Source organism: Roseibacterium elongatum DSM 19469, from assembly GCF_000590925.1.
GTDB lineage: Bacteria > Pseudomonadota > Alphaproteobacteria > Rhodobacterales > Rhodobacteraceae > Roseibacterium > Roseibacterium elongatum.
The window spans coordinates 2,761,607-2,777,840 of record NZ_CP004372.1 but is presented as its reverse complement, the minus strand read 5'-3'; the positions used below and the strand labels follow the sequence as shown (position 1 = coordinate 2,777,840).

Sequence of the window (16,234 nt, the reverse complement as noted above, 5' to 3'; positions counted from 1 at the left end):
CCATCGGGCAAGGAAGCGACAGGCAAGCGACGGGAGAGTTCCGATGGCCGAGACCAGCGATACGACCGCAGCAGAGGCGCTGCGCGCGGCCTTCCTCGAAGGGATGAGCCGGTCCGCCGCCTCGGTCTCGGTGGTGACCACCGATGGCCCGGCGGGGCGCGGCGGCGTGACGGTTTCCGCCATGACCTCGATCTCGGCGGATGGGGCGGCGCCCACGATGCTGACCTGCCTGAATGCGTCCTCCTCGGCCCTGCCGCTGGTGCTGGACAACAAGTGTTTCTGCATCAACGTGCTGCGCACGGGCCAGACCGACATCTCGGATGTGTTTTCCTCGCGCCGCCCACCCCCGGGCGGTGACAAGTTCAACGCGGTCCTGCATGTGCCGATGACCACGGGCGCCCCGCGCCTGACCGAGGCGCTGGTCAGTTTCGACTGCCGCCTGATCTCGGCCGAACGGATCGGCACGCATCACATCTGCATCGGCGAGGTGGCCGAGGTGATCACCGCGCATGAGGGCGAGCCGTTGCTTTACGGATTGCGCAAATACCTGCGCCCCGAGGACCACTGATGCCGGACGCCCCGCAAGATCAGATGACCCGGCTGCGCGCGATCATGGCGCGGCTGCGCGACCCCGAGCATGGCTGCCCCTGGGACGTGGAGCAGACCTTTGCCACCATCGCGCCCTACACGATCGAAGAGGCCTACGAGGTCGCCGACGCGATCGAGCGCGAAGCCTGGGACGAGTTGAAGGGCGAATTGGGCGATCTGCTGTTCCAGTCGGTCTTTCACGCGCAAATGGCGCAAGAGGCCGGCTTGTTCGATTTCGACGATGTGGCGCGGTCCATCGCCGACAAGATGGTGGCCCGCCACCCGCATGTGTTCGGCGATGAAAGCAACGAAAAAACCGCCGAGCAGCAGACCCGCGACTGGGAAACGGTCAAGGCGGCCGAACGCGCGGCCAAGGCGCGCGGCGGCGTGCTGGATGACGTGGCCCTGCATCTGCCCGCCTTGATGCGGGCCGAAAAGCTGCAAAAACGCGCGGTGCGGGTCGGCTTCGACTGGCCCGAGATCGGCATGGTCGTGGACAAGATCGCCGAAGAGGCGCGCGAACTGGCCGAGGCGCGCGAAACCCTGCCCCAGGACAAGATCGAGGAAGAACTGGGCGATCTGCTGTTCGTGGTGGCCAATCTCGCGCGGCATCTCAAGGTCGATCCCGAGGTCGCCCTGCGCGCGGCCAATGCGAAATTCCTGCGTCGGTTCCATCATATCGAGGCGACCCTGGCCGAGCGCGGCAAACGCCCCGAAGACAGCAACCTGGCCGAGATGGACGCCCTGTGGGAGGCGGCCAAGGCCAAGGGCCTGTAGACGCGCCAAGAAGGGACGCGACCGCAGCGGAGACTGCGCTAGGTTTGCCTTATGCGTCCAATCTTGCCTGCCCTGCTTCTCGCCCTGCTTTTGCCCGTCGCGCCCGCGCGGTCCACCGAATTGCATTGCCTGGGGACCGAGCGGTTCTTCATCCTGTTGCTCGACGGGGACGTGGCGCGCTTTGACTACCTTGGCGACGGGGTGTTTCCCCTCACCCCCGCCCTGCCCGACACCCTGCCCGATTTTCTGCGCCTTTCGCTCGGGGCCTATGCCGGGCCGATCCCGGTCTTTCTGGAACGGGGGGCGTGCCCGATCACCGCGCGGGGCCTGCCGCTCAGCTTGCCATGGCGGGTGGAACTGGGCATTGAGACCTTGGGGGTGCAGCAGCCGATGACGGGCTGCTGCCGGGAGGCCGGGGAAAACCGATGACTGCACAACCAGCGCCGCCGTTCGCGCCACCGCCGGCCCATGTCGGGCGCGCTGCGGTGTGGATGCTCGGGGCCATCGCGTCCTTCACGTCGATGGCCGTGGCCGGACGGGCCGCCAGCCTCGAGCTGGACACGTTCGAGCTGATGACCTGGCGCTCGGCGGTGGGGTTTGTCATCGTGCTGGTCGTCGGGCTGGCCAGCGGCAAGCTGCGGCAGGTGACCACGCGCCATATGGGGCGGCACGTGGCCCGCAACATCGCCCATTTCACCGGGCAGAACCTGTGGTTCTACGCCATCACCGTCAGCCCGCTGGCCCTTGTCTTCGCGCTCGAGTTCACCTCGCCGCTCTGGACCATCGCGCTGGCCGCGCTGTTTCTGGGCGAACGCCTGACGCGGGTGAAGCTTTTGGCCGGCGCCATGGGGTTTGCCGGCATTCTCGCCATCGTGCAGCCCGGCAATGCCAGCCTGTCGCCCGGCATGGTCGCGGCGTCTGCGGCGGCGGTGATGTTCGCCACCACCGCGATTTTCACCAAGCGTCTGACCGCCACGGAAACGACCACCTGCATCCTGTTCTGGCTGACCCTGATCCAGCTGGGCCTGGGGCTGGCGACCTCGCTTTACGACGGCGACATGGCTGTGCCATCGGCTGCGATGGTGCCTTGGGTCGTGCTGATCGGCATTGCGGGTCTGGCGGCGCATTTCTGCCTTACGACGGCGCTGTCGCTGGCCCCGGCCTCGGTCGTGATGCCGATGGACTTTGCCCGCCTGCCGGTGATCGCCGTGATCGGCGTGCTGTTCTATGACGAGGCGCTTGGCCTCGGCGTCATTCTCGGCGCGCTTCTGATCCTTGGCGGGAATTACCTGAACATCCGGGCGGGGCGCCGCAAGACGGCCTGAGGCCCGGCCATCTGTGGCCCAACGGCCACAGCCGGCCCGCGGCGCGGCTGTCGCTGAGGGCCGGAGGGCGTCTTTGTTTGACACACGCAACCGTCGCCTTTGCAATAAGCCCCAGTATCCGCGGCCATCCCGGGAGGCGCACGACCATGATATCGATCCGGTCCGCAACGCTATGGGCCGCATGCCTTCTGCCCGCGCCCTTGTGGGCCGGTGGGATCGAGCGCGGCATCCCCAGCATGGCCTTTCTGTTCGAAGAAGGCACCTATCTGGAACTGACCTTCACCTATGCCGAGCCCGAGATTTCCGGTGTCGATCGCCTGGGATTTGCCGGCGGGGCTGCGACGGGCAACACCGTGCCGCCGCTGTTCGATGCCGCGTTCCGCTACCGGCAGGACCTTACCGAGCGTCTCTCATTCGGGCTTGTCTACGACCACCCGCTCGGGGCCGATTTCGACTATCCGCTGGGCACGGGCTATTACCTGCAGGGCTCGAGCGCCGGCATGACCTCGCAGGCGCTGTCCGCGCTGTTTCGCTACGAATTCGCAGACGGCGTTTCAGTCTATGGCGGCCTGCGGGTCGTCGAGGCCGATGGCGAGGCCGACATCTTCTTTCCGGTCCCCTATTCCGTGCGCGCCGATGGCTCGACCGAACTGGGCTATCTGCTGGGTGTTGCCTATGAGCGCCCGGACTACGGGCTGCGCGTCGCGCTGACCTATCAATCGGCGACCGAGCACAGTTTCGACACGGTCGAGAACGGGGTCCCGACCGGCCGCTTTTCGGCTACCGTGCCGCAGGCCATCACCCTCGAAGCGCAGACCGGCATCGCCCCGGACACGCTGCTGATCGGGGGCGTGCGCTGGGTCGAATGGTCCGAGTTCGCGGTCGCCACCACCGTGCCACTGGTCGCCTATGAGGAAGACATCTTCACCTATGCATTGGGCGGCGTGCGCCGGCTGTCCGAGGCATGGGCCGCCACCGCGCTGTGGACGCATGAGCCGGCCGACGGCAACACGGGCGGGGCGCTCGACCCGACCGACGGGCGCGATGACCTGACGCTGGCGCTGACATGGACCGGCGAGGATGTGCGTCTGACCGGCGCCCTGACCCATAGCTGGATCGGCGATGCCGAGGTCGATCTGGGCCGGTTCAGCGACAACACCAGCCTGTCGGGCAGCCTGCAACTGGGGATCTGGTTCTGAATGCGGCGCAAAAACGCGGCCAAAGCTGTTACTTTTGCGTCACATTGTCCGCCCAAGCGTTACCCATGCCCATAATTTACGCTGCGGAAGAATTGACCGCCTGCGCCTGTCCCGGACATTAACTCCCGAGGGAATACGGGGACAAAGGGGAGGAACCCATGTACCGATTTACGGCCGCATCTGCGGCTTTGCTTGCGACCACCGCCGTCGCGCAGGCCGGTGGCGTCGAGCGTCAGGCGCAGACGCCGGCCATCCTGTTCGAGGACGGCACCTATGTCGAACTGAGCTACAGCTTTGCCGATCCCGACGTGTCGGGCGTCCAGGTTTACGACTTTCCGGTGGGCGGCGCCCCGGCGGGCAGCAGCAGCGGCGATGTCGCACCGTCCTACAGCTTTGCCAGCTTTTCGTTCCGCACCGATCTGAGCGAGCGTCTGTCCTTTGCCGTGATCTACGATCAGCCCATCGGCGCGGATGTGGATTACTCGGGCGTAGCGACGCCGCCGTGGTATCTCTACCGGGCCGGCGAGGGCAGCCAGGCCGAGATCCGCTCGGAGCAGGTGACCGCGGCGCTGCGCTACGAGATCGATGAAAACTTTTCGGTCTATGGCGGTCTGCGCTTCGTCACGGCCGAGGGCAATGTCGCGTTGTTCAACAATTCGGCCCCGCCGGCGGGGGCGGGCAACCGCTACATCATGGAGGCCGATGGCTCGACCGAGTTGGGCTACATGCTGGGCGCGGCCTATGAACGCGCGGACATCGCCCTGCGCGTCGCGCTGACCTATTACAGCGCCACGACCCACGAGTTCACCGGCACCGAGGGCTCGACCCTGGGCGGTGTCGGGCCGACCCGGTTCGAGACGACCATTCCGCAGCAGGTGCTGCTCGAGGCGCAGACCGGCGTTGCCGAGGGCACCCTTGTCTTCGGGTCGATCCGCTGGACCGACTGGAGCGAGTTCGACATCACGCCGCCCACCTTCGACGCGCTGACCGGATCCTCGCTGGTCAACTATGACGACGATACCTTTACCTACACGATCGGCGGGGCGCGTCGGCTCAGCGACAACTGGGCGGTCCTGGGCTCGATCACCTACGAGGCCGAGCAGGACGGATTTTCGGGCAATCTCGGGCCGACCGACGGACGCACCTCGCTGGGTCTGGGCGTGCGCTATGACCGTGGCCCCTGGCGGGTTCTGGTGGGCGGCAGCTACACCTGGATCGGCGATGCCGAAACCGAGGCACCGGGCGTGACCGGCGCCGCCCCCGGCACGACCTTTGCCGAGTTCCGCGACAACACTGCGATCGGCTACGGCCTGCGCGTCGGCTACAGCTTCTGAGCGGTGGCTGACACGGCATGATCGGGCCCCCGCAGGCGACTGCGGGGGCTTTTTCGTTGCTTGCGCATGTTTTGGGTCGCGACGGGGTGAAACTCTTGCGATGACGGGGCCATGACCCAAGCCCGATCCCCTGCCCTGTCGTCGCGCGCCCTGGCCGAAATGCTGCTTTTGGCGGGCATCTGGGGCGCGTCTTTCCTGGCGATCAAGCTGGCGCTGGACGAATTGCCGGTGCTGACGCTGGTGGCCCATCGCGTGGCCTGGGCGGCGCTGATCCTGTGGGGCTATGTGCTGCTGCGCGGCTTGCCCGTTCCCCGCGCGCCGCGGGTCTGGGGCGCCTTGATCGTCATGGGTTTGCTGAACAATGCCATCCCCTTCGGCCTGATGGCCTGGGGCCAGCAGTATATCGAGACGGGGCTGACCTCGATCTTCAACGCGGGCACCGCCGTCTTCGGGGTGCTGGTGGCGGCCGCCGTCTTTGCCGATGAACGGCTGACGGCGCGGCGGCTGGCCGGGGTGCTGATCGCCTTTGCGGGCGTCGCGATGGCGATCGGTCTGGATGCTCTGGCGCGTTTCGACATCCGCTCGGCCGCGCAACTGGCGGTGCTGGGCGGCGCGCTGTCCTATGCGGTGGCGGCGGCCTAGGGCGCGCAAGCATCTGGCCGGCCTGCCGCCGCAGATCGCCGCGATGGGAATGTTGACCGGGTCGAGCCTGATCCTGTTGCCTCTGGCCCATCTGGTCGATGGGGGCATTGCCCTGCCACAGGCTGCGCAGGGCATCGGCGCGGTCGCCTATTTCGCGGTCTTCGGCACGGCGCTGGCCTATCTGCTCTATTATCGCGTGCTGGCCGTGGCCGGGTCGGGCAATGCGATGCTGGTCACGTTGATGATCCCGCCGGTGGCGATCACGCTGGGATGGCTGGTGCTGGACGAGCGGCTGGCGCCCTCGGTCTTCGCGGGGTTCGGCCTGCTGGCGCTGGGGCTGGTGATGCTGAACCCGCCCGCAGCCCTTCTCAGAGCGCTTGGAAGGCCGCGCGCTGCCGGTCGGTCCAGTTGACGGTCAGGCGGGTCTCTTCTTCGCCCGCGTCTTCGCCTTCGACGATGCCCTGCTCGAACAGCCAGGCGCGGCGGCGGCCATCGGCATGTGTCAGCGTCACGACCGTGCGGGTGCGCGGCGGCGAGACGGCCTCGGCCACCGCCTTGAGCAGCGGCCCCATCCCTTCGCCCGTCAGTGCCGAGGCCGCATAGACATGCGCGCGCCGGGCGGCCTCGGTCAGCCGGGTGGCGCGTTCGGGGCCGGGAAGCTGGTCGATCTTGTTCCAGACCTCGATCAGCGGGGTTTCGCCTGTCACGCCCAGATCGGTCAGGATCTGGGTCACATCCGCCGCCTGCTCGCCCGTTTCCGGGTGGCTGATGTCGCGCACATGCACGATCAGATCGGCGTCCAGAACCTCCTCCAGCGTCGCGCGGAAGGCGGCGACCAGTTGCGTCGGCAGGTCCGAGATGAAGCCCACCGTGTCCGACAGGATCACCTCGGTGCCATCGGGCAGTTCGATCGCGCGCATGGTCGGGTCGAGCGTGGCGAACAGCATGTCCTTGGTCATGACTTCGGCCCCGGTGAGGCGGTTGAACAGCGTGGATTTGCCCGCGTTGGTGTAGCCCACAAGCGCGACGATCGGATACGGCACCTTCTTGCGGGCAGCGCGGTGGAGCGTGCGCGTCTTGACCACCTTGGCCAGTTGCCGCCGGATACGCGTGACCGCCTCGTCGATGGCGCGGCGGTCGGCCTCGATCTGCGTCTCGCCGGGGCCGCCGACGAAGCCAAGGCCGCCGCGTTGCCGTTCAAGGTGGGTCCAGGCCCGGACAAGGCGCGTGCGCTGGTAGCTGAGCGCGGCCAGATCGACCTGCAACACCCCCTCGCGGGTGGCGGCGCGGTCGGCGAAGATCTCCAGGATCAGGCCCGTCCGGTCGAGCAGTTTGACGCCCCATTCCTTTTCGAGGTTGCGTTGCTGCACGGGCGTCACCGGCCCGTCGATCAGGACCAGTTCGATCTCCTGCGCCTTGACCTTGGCCTTCAGCTCCTCGATCTTGCCGCTCCCAAAAAGCAGGCCGGGATGCGCTTTGGGGAGGCGCACGACCTCGGCGGCCACGACCTCCAGATCTGGCAGGGCGGCGGCCAGGGCCACGGCCTCGTCCAGGGCTGGGCCGGGATCGCGGCGCTCTCGCTCGGTCTGGATGTCGGGATGCAACACCATGGCGCGCGTGGGGCCACGCGCGTTCATGTCATCCTCGGGCAGGTGACGGTCGGAAGCGGTCACTCTTCCCCGTCATAGAGATTGATGGGCTGGGCCGGCATCACGGTGGAAATCGCGTGTTTGTAAACCAGCTGGCTTTGCCCGTCGCGGCGCAAGAGCACGCAGAAATTGTCAAACCAGGTGATCACGCCCTGCAGCTTGACGCCGTTGATCAGAAAAATCGTCACCGGCACCTTTGTTTTGCGGACGTGGTTGAGAAAAGCGTCCTGAAGGTTCTGTTTGTTTTCGGCCATAATTCTTGTCGCGCCTTCTTAAACTCTGGTCGCCGGACATGCCGCCGGCGCACACACCGGTTTCCACTATGGCGGCGATCAGAGCGGATTTCCACCCCGGATCCGGGGACTTGCTGCATTTGCATCACGCCCGCCAGAAGGCCGGATTGAGCAGGGCGATCAGCACCAGCATCTCGATCCGCCCCACGATCATCGCCGCCGACAGGATCAGCTTGGCCGCATCGCTGAGCGCGCCATAGGCGATCGGCGTCTCTCCGGCGACCTGGGCCAGCGACCCGGTCGTGGACAGCGCCGCGATGGACAGGATCATCGCCTCTTCGAAATCGAGGCCGGTGGCGGCCAGCCCGACCATCACCACAGCGAGGGCGAGAATGAACAGCATGAAGAAGATCCAGGCGATATAGGCGCCTTCGCGCCGGATGCGCCGCCCCATCCGGCCGGCCCCGGCGACCGAGTTGGGATAGATCAGCTTGTTCAACTCGCGCACGCCATGTTTGTAGAGCGCATAGACCCGCAGCAGTTTCAGCCCGCCGGCCGTGGTGGCCACCCCGCCCCCCATCAGAACCAGACCGATCAGCAGGATGCCCGGCGTGCCCAGCCCCGACCAGGCCGCCGCCGCGCCCCAGCTTTCCGACACGAACCCGGTGGTGGTCAGAAAGGACAGCACGGTAAAGGCGCTGCCCCAAAGCGCCCGCAGGGCCGCGCCCAGATCGGACAGTTCGTCGACCTCGTAGGCGCCCGCCCAATGGCGCAGGAACAGCAGGCTCGGCAGCAGAACCACAGCGAACAGGGCAAGGCGGATTTCCCGGTCGCGGCCGACCTTTTCGACAAAGCTTCGACCGAAGCCCGAGGTGAAGGTGTGGCGCGACAACGCAAAGAGAAAGAAGACGAAGATCAGCATTTCCGCCGCAATGCCGCCGGGCCGCCCCTCGAGACCGCTGACCGGCGGATGCCCGATGTGGACAGCGTCGACATGGCATGCATGACGGCGACGATCGGCTCTTCCCCGGCGATCGTCAGCGCAAGTGCCAGAATGACCGTCAGGCCGGCATAGACCGGTGTCAGCCGGCGCGCCGCACGGCGCAGGCGCTGCGACGGTCGGGCGGCGCGCATCTGCTGGCTGCTGGAGGCGACCCGCCCGGCAAGATGCGCCTCGGAGGTCACCTCGTAGCCGCCGAGGTTCAGCGGCGCGAGGATCGCCATGGCCGACACCCAGATCAGCAAGCCCCCCAGCCAGCCGACGGTCGCCCGCCACAGGTGGATCGCCATGCCGAACCTCTCAGGATCGAACACCACCGCGCCCGTCGTGGTCAGGGCCGAGACCATGTCGAAATAGACATTCAGAAAGCGGGTGTTGCCGACGGCCTGGCTCATCGGGATCGCCAGGATGACCGGCAGCACCAGATAGGCGGCCAGCATGGCAAAGAGATGAGTGCGCTCGGTCGCCGGGCGCGGCTGGGCCTGAACCGCGATGCCGACCAGCGACGCCCCCAGGCAGACCAGCAGGGCGGTGTAGAAGAACAAGCGCCCCTCGCGGTATTCCCCCAACGCCATCCCGGCCGCCGCGGGCACCAGCATCGCCGCCCCCGCCATAAAGACCAGCACAACGAACAGCGGCAGGTTTCGGAACCACGCGACCATCGGTCAGAAGAAATCGATCGAGACCTGCAGCAGGCTTTCCACGGCGGGCACATCCGGGGCCAGCGCGAAGATCACCACCACATCGCCCTCGTCGATCCGGGTGGACCCGGTGGGCCGCATCACCTTGCCCCCCTTTTGCACCGCGCCCACAAGGGCGCCCTCGGGGAAATCGACATCGCGGATCGGCCGCCCCGCGATGGGCGAGGTCTTGAGGACCTGGGCCTCGATCACCTCGGCCTCGGCGTCGCCGATGGAGTAGACCCCGCGCACCCGCCCGTGGCGGATATGGCGCAGGATCGACGAGACCGTGGTGGCGCGCGGATTGACATAGGCGTCGATATCCAGCGGGTCCATCAACGGCACCAGCGTCGGGTCATTGACCAGCGCGATGGCCATCTTTGCTCCGGCCGATTTGGCCCGGACCGAGGCCAGGAGGTTCGTCTTGTCGTCATCGGTGACGCAGACGACGGCATCGGCGCGCTGCACCCCCGCCTCGCGCAGCAGATCGATATCCAGCCCGTCACCATGCAGAACGATGGTGCGCTCCAACGCGTCGGCGGCCACCTCGGCGCGGGTGCGGTTGGCCTCGATCACGCGGGTGCGCAGGCGCGTCTGGGACGCCTCCAGCGCGGTGGCCACGGTCAGCCCGACATTGCCGCCGCCGACGATCACGATGCGCTCGGGCGCCTTGCGGGTCTTGCCGAAGATCTCGAGCGTCCGCGCGCTGTCCTCGGAATGGGTGAAAACATAGATCTGGTCGCCCTCGAACAGCTGATCGCCCGGTTCGGGCGCGAACAGCGTTCCCTCGCGCCGGATGCCCACGACGATCGCGCGCAGGGTCGAGAACAGTTCGGACAATTGCCGCAGTGGCGTGTTGAGCACCGGGCAGTCGCTTTCCAGCACGATCCCGAGCATCTGCGCGTCATCGCCCAGAAACGTCTCGGCGTCGAAGGTCGCGGGGCTGGCGATACGGCGCAGCGCGGCCTCGGCCACTTCGCGTTCGGGCGAGATCACCACGTCGATGGGCAGATGATCGCGGCGGTAGAGGTCGGAATAGATCGCGTCGAGATAGGACTGGCTGCGCAGCCGCGCGATCTTGCGAGGCACGGAAAACACCGAATGCGCGACCTGGCAGGTGACCATGTTCACCTCGTCCGAAAAGGTCGCGGCGATGATCATGTCGGCGTCGCGCGCCCCGGCCCGGTCCAGCACGTCAGGGTGGCTGGCAAACCCTTCGAGGCCCTGCACATCCAGCGTGTCGGTGGCGCGCCGCACGAGGTCGGGGTTGTTGTCCACCACCGTCACATCGTTGTTTTCACCGGAAAGATGGCGCGCGATCTGCCAACCCACCTGGCCCGCGCCGCAAATGATGACCTTCATGTGCCTTTTCGCCTGAAGTGTCGCAACCGGGGTTCTGCATGGCAGGAACGCGCGCAGGCGTCAATCGCGCGATGCCCCGGCCCCGTGGGCGCCCGTGGGCGCGTCGCGGGCCGGGCGACGCGGTCCGTGCTGCGCACCGGGGCATGTTTCCGGGACAAAGAGGTCAGGGGCAGCGCGAGACGGGGCAGCCGCCGGCGCCCCGTTTCGGGACGGCTGCGTCGCGCGGCGCAACGCCGGCGACCCGCGACAGAGCGCGGCCGCGGCGCCAAGGCCCGGAACCGCGTCGTCCGCGCTAGTCGGCGCCGCCGTCGCTTTGCGCCATGCGCGCGCCGGACTTGTTCGACGTCACCACGCCAAGCGACTTGAGCTTGCGATGCAGCGCCGAGCGCTCCATCCCCACGAAACTGGCAGTACGGCTGATATTGCCGCCAAAGCGATTGATCTGCGCCATCAGGTATTGCCGTTCAAAGAGTTCGCGCGCCTCGCGCAGCGGCAAGGTCGTGAGCGAGGCCGATAGCGTGATGTCCTCGCCGCTGGTGTCGCCCTCGCTCGACGGTCCGGGCAGGTCGCGCGCCTCGATCGGGCCGGTGCCCTCACCCAGGATCAGCACCCGCTCGATCACGTTCTTGAGCTGCCGGACATTGCCCGGCCAGTTCATCGTTTGCAGCATCGCCACCGCATCCTCGCCCAACTCGCGCAGGGGCAGGCCCTGGTCGCGGTTGAAGCCTTCGATGAAATGGCGGGCGAGATCGGGGATATCCTCGCGCCGATCCTCGAGATTGGGCACCTCGATCGGCACCACGTTCAGGCGGTGATACAGCTCTTCGCGGAAGGTGCCCGTAGCGATCGCCTCGACAAGGTTGCGCGTGGTCGAGGAGATCACGCGCAGATCGACGCGAACCTTGGTCGTGCCGCCGACGCGGGTAAAGCTTTGATCCACCAGAACGCGCAGGATCTTGGACTGCGTCCCCAGCGGCATGTCGGCGACCTCGTCGAAAAAGATCACCCCGCCATGGGCCTGTTCGAGCAGCCCCTGCTCGACGCCGCGTTCCGGGCTTTCGCGGCCGAACAGAACCTCTTCCATGTGGTCGGGCTGGATCGAGGCCAGGAGACCGTGACAAAGGGCGCATCGGCGCGGTTGGAATTGCCGTGAATCCAGCGCGCCGCAACCTCCTTGCCCGAGCCAGGCTCGCCCGAGAGCATCACCCGGCCATTGGATTTCGTGACCTTTTCAAGCTGGCCGCGCATCATCTTGAACGCCGTGGAGGTGCCGATCATTTCGGCGGCCTTGACGTCTTGGCGCCTGAGCGCGCTGTTTTCCCGCCGCAGGCGCGAGGTTTCCATCGCGCGCCGGATCACCACCATCAACTGGTCGATATTGAAGGGCTTTTCGATGAAGTCATAGGCGCCCTGCTTGATCGCCGCGACCGCGATCTCGACATTGCCATGGCCCGAGATGATCACCACCGGCACGTCCGGGTTGTCCTGCTTGACATGTTTGAGAATGTCGATCCCGTCCATGTTGCTGTCCTTGAGCCAGATGTCGAGGATCATCAGCCCCGGCGCGGCCTTGTTCAACTCGGCCATCGCCTCGTCCGAGGTGCCCGCGCGGCGCGTCACGAACCCCTCGTCCTCGAGGATATCGCAAATCAATTCCCGGATATCGCGTTCGTCATCGACCACGAGAATGTCGCTCATGACTCAATCTCCCTCGTTCTCGGGCAATCTGGGCAGCGTCATACGCGCCATTGCCCCGATATGTGCGCCCTCGGCAAAGGGCGGTGCATCGACCAGGTCCAGGGTGCCACCGTGTTCCTCGACGATCTTCTTGACGATCGGCAGGCCCAGCCCCGTGCCCTTGTCGCGGGTGGTGACATAGGGCTCGAACAGCTTGGCGCGGTCGGGCGGCAGGCCGATCCCGTTGTCGGCGATCTCGATCACGGCCGTCTCATCGGTGAGAGACAGGCCAATGCGCAACTGTGGCCGATGCCCGTCAGGCGCGCCTTTTTCCTGCAGAGTTTCAATTGCCTCGCCGCCGTTCTTCATCAAGTTCGTGAAGGCCTGCCCGATCATCGTGGCATCCAGCTCGGCCATGACGGGGCCCTCGGGGATGTCGACCGTGAAGGTGACGCCCGGCTGGCCGGCGCGTTGCAGGGTGACCGCCTCGCGCAGCAGATCGGCGACATCCTCGACCCGCGTCTCGGGTTCCGGCATGCGGGCGAACTTGGAAAACTCGTCCACGATCCGGCGCAGATCGTTCGTCTGGCGGACGATCACCTCGGTCATGTCTTCGAGTTTCTGTTTATCTTCGCCCTCCAGGGTTCTGGAAAACTTGCGATTTATGCGCTCGGCCGACAATTGGATCGGGGTCAGGGGGTTCTTGATCTCATGGGCGATGCGGCGGGCGACATCGCCCCAGGCCGCCATCCGCTGCGCCGAGACCAACTGCGTGACATCATCGAAGGCCACCACATACCCCTCGAGCGCGCCTTCGGTATTGCGCCGCGTGGCCATGCGCACCAACAGGCTTTCCTGTTTGCCGCGTCGGGTCAGCTTGATCTCTTCCTGCACGGTTTCGGCCAGCCGCGATTGCAGCCGTTCGAACAGGGCCGTGAATTCCGGCACGGCGGCCTGCAGCGACAGGCCGTTGTCGCGCTGCTCGACCAGGGCCAATAGCCGGATCGCCGAGCGGTTCATGAAATCGATCCGGCCCTCTTCGTTCAGGCCGATCACCCCCGCCGTGACCGAGCCCAGCACGCTGTCGAACAGGCGACGGCGTTCCTCGGTCGCGGCGTTCTGTTCAATCAGCGTGTCGCGCTGCCCCTTCAACTGCCGGGTCATCTGGTTGAACAGCCGGCCCAGCATCGCGATTTCGTCGTCGGTCGTCTCTTCGATCACGCGCACATCCAGATCGCCCTGCCCGACGCGCTGCGCCGCACTGGCCAGCCGACCCACGGGCCGCGACAGGCGTTCGGCGAACCACAAGCCCAGCCAGACCGCGGCCAGGATCATGATGATCGCAAAGCCCAGGTAGAGCAGCCCGAACTCGAACAGGACGCGGCCACGGTCGGCCTCGAGCTGCCGATACAGCTGCACGGTCTGCTGCGTTTCGTCGAGCAGCGAGATGATCTCGCCATCGACCTCGCGGCTGACATAGAGATACCGGTCGGGAAAGGCCTGCAAACGATAGAGGGCGCGAAACTCGTTCTGACCGCGATCCTCGATCAGCACCAGTTCCCCGGCCTCGGCGCGGTCGAGATCCTCGGCGTCGGGTCGTTCGAAATCGAAGAAATAGCTGCGCTCGCCACGGGCGCGGATCTCGCCGCCGCCATCGATGACGAAGGCCTCGCGCAGACCGCGCTGGATGCGCCCCTGCCCCTGGCTGAGCAACTGGCGCAACTCGCCGTCGCTGAGAAACGGCGTGGCCCTTCGGTTGAGGTTCAGAAATGCCCCGAGGGCGCGGGTATCCTCGGCCAGATCGTCGAAATGTTCCTGCTGGTAGGCCTCGGCGGCATCGACCGAGTTGCCCAGAGCGGTGGACACGCGGTCCGAGAACCACCCCTCGAGACCCATGTTCACGGTGATCGTCGCGAACACGGCGACAAGGATGGTGGGCACCAGCGCCACGATGCCGAACACGCCCGTCAGGCGCAGATGCAGGCGCGAGCCCGCCGATTGCGCCCGCCGCGAGGCGACGATCCGGGCCACTTCGCGCAGGACCATGGCCGCGAGCACGAGAATGTAGATCAGATCGGCCAGCAGCACGAGGCGCAGGATGGGCGAGTCGGCAAAGGCGGCGAGCGGCCCCAGCACCAGAAAGGTGGCGACGGCCAGAACCGGCCCCAGGATCACCAGGCCCAGTGTGCCCGCGCTGCGCAAGCCGCGATGGCTGCGCAGGTTGAAGACCCGCTCGATCATGGACGATTCCGTCCTGTGCGCCGGACGCTCCAAATCCTGTCTCCGACTGCTCCCCCAAGCATGGCCGCGGCGTCGGCCCCGACGCTCTGGCGGCGACGGCTGTTTCCCAACGGCCACGCGACTGTTGCTGTTTTACATCAACTTGCGCCGGCGAGTCACGCGAATATCAAGGTCGGTGATCTTCTTGCGCAGCGTATTGCGGTTGATGCCCAGCAATTCGGCACATTTGGCCTGATTGCCGCCCGTCGCCTCGAGCGCGATTTCGATCAACGGGGTCTCCACTTCGCGCAGGATGCGGGCATAAAGGCCCGGCGGCGGCAACACCCCGCCATGCAGGTCGAAATAGCGCCGCAGATGCTTGGCGGTCGAGGCCGACAGCTTGTCGCCCTCGCCGCCGCCCATCAGCGGCTCGATCGCGGGTTGGCTGCCCAGAACGGTTTCGACCTCGCTGCGCGAGATTTCCTCGGCGGGGTTGGTCACGGTCAGCCGGCGAATGGTGTTTTCCAGTTGCCGGACATTGCCGGGCCAGGAATAGGCGCGGATCATGTCCATCGCCTCGGGGGTAAAGCGGCGCGCCGGCGCCCCGTCGCGTTCCGCCCGCGCCAGGAAATGCTCGGCCAGAAGCGGGATGTCATCGACCCGTTCGCGCAAGGACGGCACCGCGATGCTGACCCCGCCCAGGCGATAGAACAGGTCCTGCCGGAACTGCCCCTGTTCCATGCGGTCCATCAGGTCCTTCTGGCTGGTGGCCATGATGCGCGGCGCCGCATCGGACAGGGCATCGAGCATGCGCACGATGCGTGCCTGGGCGTCCTCGCTCAGATCGCCCACCTCGTCGAACAGGATCGAGCCGCCCTTGGCCCGCGCGATCACGGCGGAAGGGCCGTCCAACCCCTCCAGATCGCCGGCCGAGGCGACGGCAAAGGGCAAGGTACGCCGGTCGGAAAAATCGTGGATCGCGCGCGCGATCAGGCTTTTGCCAGTGCCGCTTTCGCCGGTGATCAGGACCGGCAGATCGGTGTTCATCACCCGCGCCACCAGACGGTAGAGCGCCTGCATCGACGCGGTGCGCCCCACAAGCGGCAGATCCTCCTGCGCCGAGAGCGGCGCCTCGACGGCCGGCTTGGGCGCGGGCGCGCGGCGCTTCTGGTCCAGCGCGCGGGCGGCACGTTTCATCAGGTCGGGCAGATCGAAGGGCTTGGGCAGGTAGTCGTAGGCGTCGGCCTCGGTGGCCTGGATCGCCGTCATGATGGTGTTCTGCGCCGAGATGATGATCACCGGCAGGCCGGGGCGCGCCTCGCTGATCCTGGGCAGGGTCTCCAGCCCGTTGCCATCGGGCATCATCACGTCCGAGATCACGAGGTCGCCCTTGCCCTCCTCGACCCAGCGCATCAGCGTCATCAGGCTGGAGGTGGCATGCACCTTGCAGCCCGCGCGCGTCAGCGCCTGGGTCAGAACGGTGCGGATGGTGCGGTCGTCATCGGCAACGAGAACAGTGCCGTCCATGGGGTCAAGCTCCGAGGGTCT

The 16,234-nt window shown here is 66.5% G+C and carries 13 protein-coding genes and 2 pseudogenes; 7 read left to right on the top strand and 8 right to left on the bottom strand.

Annotation, left to right across the window (positions count from 1 at the left end; translation table 11 throughout):
• The first annotated feature begins 43 nt into the window (after window positions 1-43).
• The 7 genes and pseudogenes from ROSELON_RS13535 (at window position 44) to ROSELON_RS13505 (ending at window position 6,277) form a co-directional block, all read left to right on the top strand.
• The gene (locus tag ROSELON_RS13535) at window positions 44-568 is read left to right on the top strand and encodes a flavin reductase family protein (RefSeq protein WP_025312883.1); all 525 of its coding nucleotides are present in this window, start codon (window positions 44-46) and stop codon (window positions 566-568) included.
• Window positions 568-1,365: a nucleoside triphosphate pyrophosphohydrolase gene (gene mazG, locus ROSELON_RS13530; RefSeq protein ID WP_025312882.1), complete on the top strand. Its 798-nt coding sequence runs from the start codon at window positions 568-570 to the stop codon at window positions 1,363-1,365. Before ROSELON_RS13535 ends, mazG begins: the two co-directional genes overlap by 1 nt.
• 51 nt (window positions 1,366-1,416) lie before the next feature.
• Window positions 1,417-1,794, top strand: a complete 378-nt coding sequence (locus ROSELON_RS13525) for a hypothetical protein (protein ID WP_025312881.1) — start codon at window positions 1,417-1,419, stop codon at window positions 1,792-1,794.
• A complete protein-coding gene (locus ROSELON_RS13520) occupies window positions 1,791-2,690 on the top strand; it encodes a DMT family transporter (RefSeq protein WP_025312880.1) in 900 nt (299 codons plus the stop codon). Before ROSELON_RS13525 ends, ROSELON_RS13520 begins: the two co-directional genes overlap by 4 nt.
• Before the next feature lie 146 nt (window positions 2,691-2,836).
• Window positions 2,837-3,889: an OmpP1/FadL family transporter gene (locus tag ROSELON_RS13515; RefSeq protein WP_025312879.1), complete on the top strand. Its 1,053-nt coding sequence runs from the start codon at window positions 2,837-2,839 to the stop codon at window positions 3,887-3,889.
• 158 nt (window positions 3,890-4,047) lie between these two features.
• Window positions 4,048-5,223, top strand: a complete 1,176-nt coding sequence (locus ROSELON_RS13510; protein WP_025312878.1) for an OmpP1/FadL family transporter — start codon at window positions 4,048-4,050, stop codon at window positions 5,221-5,223.
• Between the two features lie 111 nt (window positions 5,224-5,334).
• Window positions 5,335-6,277 (top strand): annotated as a pseudogene (locus tag ROSELON_RS13505) (DMT family transporter).
• Here the strand turns inward: ROSELON_RS13505 and hflX are convergent.
• The 8 genes and pseudogenes from hflX to ROSELON_RS13470 form a co-directional block, all read right to left on the bottom strand.
• Window positions 6,234-7,502, bottom strand: coding sequence for a GTPase HflX (gene hflX / locus ROSELON_RS13500; RefSeq protein ID WP_038651649.1), 1,269 nt, complete (start codon window positions 7,500-7,502; stop codon window positions 6,234-6,236). The pseudogene ROSELON_RS13505 and the gene hflX sit on opposite strands and share 44 nt — an antisense overlap.
• 32 nt (window positions 7,503-7,534) lie before the next feature.
• Window positions 7,535-7,768 carry an RNA chaperone Hfq gene (hfq, locus tag ROSELON_RS13495; protein WP_025312876.1) on the bottom strand — a complete coding sequence of 78 codons (234 nt, stop codon included), beginning with the start codon at window positions 7,766-7,768 and terminating at the stop codon, window positions 7,535-7,537.
• Between the two features lie 124 nt (window positions 7,769-7,892).
• A complete protein-coding gene (locus tag ROSELON_RS19105; protein ID WP_342665297.1) occupies window positions 7,893-8,669 on the bottom strand; it encodes a potassium transporter TrkG in 777 nt (258 codons plus the stop codon).
• Window positions 8,663-9,409 carry a hypothetical protein gene (locus ROSELON_RS19100; protein ID WP_342665296.1) on the bottom strand — a complete coding sequence of 249 codons (747 nt, stop codon included), beginning with the start codon at window positions 9,407-9,409 and terminating at the stop codon, window positions 8,663-8,665. Before ROSELON_RS19100 ends, ROSELON_RS19105 begins: the two co-directional genes overlap by 7 nt.
• Before the next feature lie 3 nt (window positions 9,410-9,412).
• On the bottom strand, window positions 9,413-10,789 hold the full coding sequence (gene trkA / locus ROSELON_RS13485; RefSeq protein WP_025312875.1) for a Trk system potassium transporter TrkA: 1,377 nt from the start codon (window positions 10,787-10,789) through the stop codon (window positions 9,413-9,415).
• 292 nt (window positions 10,790-11,081) lie between these two features.
• Window positions 11,082-12,487, bottom strand: a pseudogene (gene ntrX, locus ROSELON_RS13480) (nitrogen assimilation response regulator NtrX).
• Between the two features lie 3 nt (window positions 12,488-12,490).
• Window positions 12,491-14,707 (bottom strand): sensor histidine kinase NtrY-like, encoded by a 2,217-nt coding sequence (locus ROSELON_RS13475; protein WP_025312874.1) that lies wholly within the window; start codon window positions 14,705-14,707, stop codon window positions 12,491-12,493.
• A gap of 132 nt (window positions 14,708-14,839) precedes the next feature.
• Window positions 14,840-16,213, bottom strand: a complete 1,374-nt coding sequence (locus tag ROSELON_RS13470; RefSeq protein ID WP_025312873.1) for a sigma-54-dependent Fis family transcriptional regulator — start codon at window positions 16,211-16,213, stop codon at window positions 14,840-14,842.
• Between the last annotated feature and the right edge of the window lie 21 nt (window positions 16,214-16,234).

What these genes read in the sequence shown, in the direction of transcription:
- ROSELON_RS13525 (WP_025312881.1), top strand. Translation starts at nt 1,417, where the DNA reads ATGCGTCCAATCTTGCCTGCCCTGCTTCTCGCCCTGCTTTTGCCCGTC.
- ROSELON_RS19100 (WP_342665296.1), bottom strand. Translation starts at nt 9,409, where the DNA reads ATGGTCGCGTGGTTCCGAAACCTGCCGCTGTTCGTTGTGCTGGTCTTT.
- ROSELON_RS13510 (WP_025312878.1), top strand. Translation starts at nt 4,048, where the DNA reads ATGTACCGATTTACGGCCGCATCTGCGGCTTTGCTTGCGACCACCGCC.
- ROSELON_RS13475 (WP_025312874.1), bottom strand. Translation starts at nt 14,707, where the DNA reads ATGATCGAGCGGGTCTTCAACCTGCGCAGCCATCGCGGCTTGCGCAGC.
- hflX (WP_038651649.1), bottom strand. Translation starts at nt 7,502, where the DNA reads ATGAACGCGCGTGGCCCCACGCGCGCCATGGTGTTGCATCCCGACATC.
- hfq (WP_025312876.1), bottom strand. Translation starts at nt 7,768, where the DNA reads ATGGCCGAAAACAAACAGAACCTTCAGGACGCTTTTCTCAACCACGTC.
- ROSELON_RS13515 (WP_025312879.1), top strand. Translation starts at nt 2,837, where the DNA reads ATGATATCGATCCGGTCCGCAACGCTATGGGCCGCATGCCTTCTGCCC.
- ROSELON_RS13535 (WP_025312883.1), top strand. Translation starts at nt 44, where the DNA reads ATGGCCGAGACCAGCGATACGACCGCAGCAGAGGCGCTGCGCGCGGCC.
- ROSELON_RS19105 (WP_342665297.1), bottom strand. Translation starts at nt 8,669, where the DNA reads ATGCTGATCTTCGTCTTCTTTCTCTTTGCGTTGTCGCGCCACACCTTC.
- mazG (WP_025312882.1), top strand. Translation starts at nt 568, where the DNA reads ATGCCGGACGCCCCGCAAGATCAGATGACCCGGCTGCGCGCGATCATG.
- ROSELON_RS13520 (WP_025312880.1), top strand. Translation starts at nt 1,791, where the DNA reads ATGACTGCACAACCAGCGCCGCCGTTCGCGCCACCGCCGGCCCATGTC.
- ROSELON_RS13470 (WP_025312873.1), bottom strand. Translation starts at nt 16,213, where the DNA reads ATGGACGGCACTGTTCTCGTTGCCGATGACGACCGCACCATCCGCACC.
- trkA (WP_025312875.1), bottom strand. Translation starts at nt 10,789, where the DNA reads ATGAAGGTCATCATTTGCGGCGCGGGCCAGGTGGGTTGGCAGATCGCG.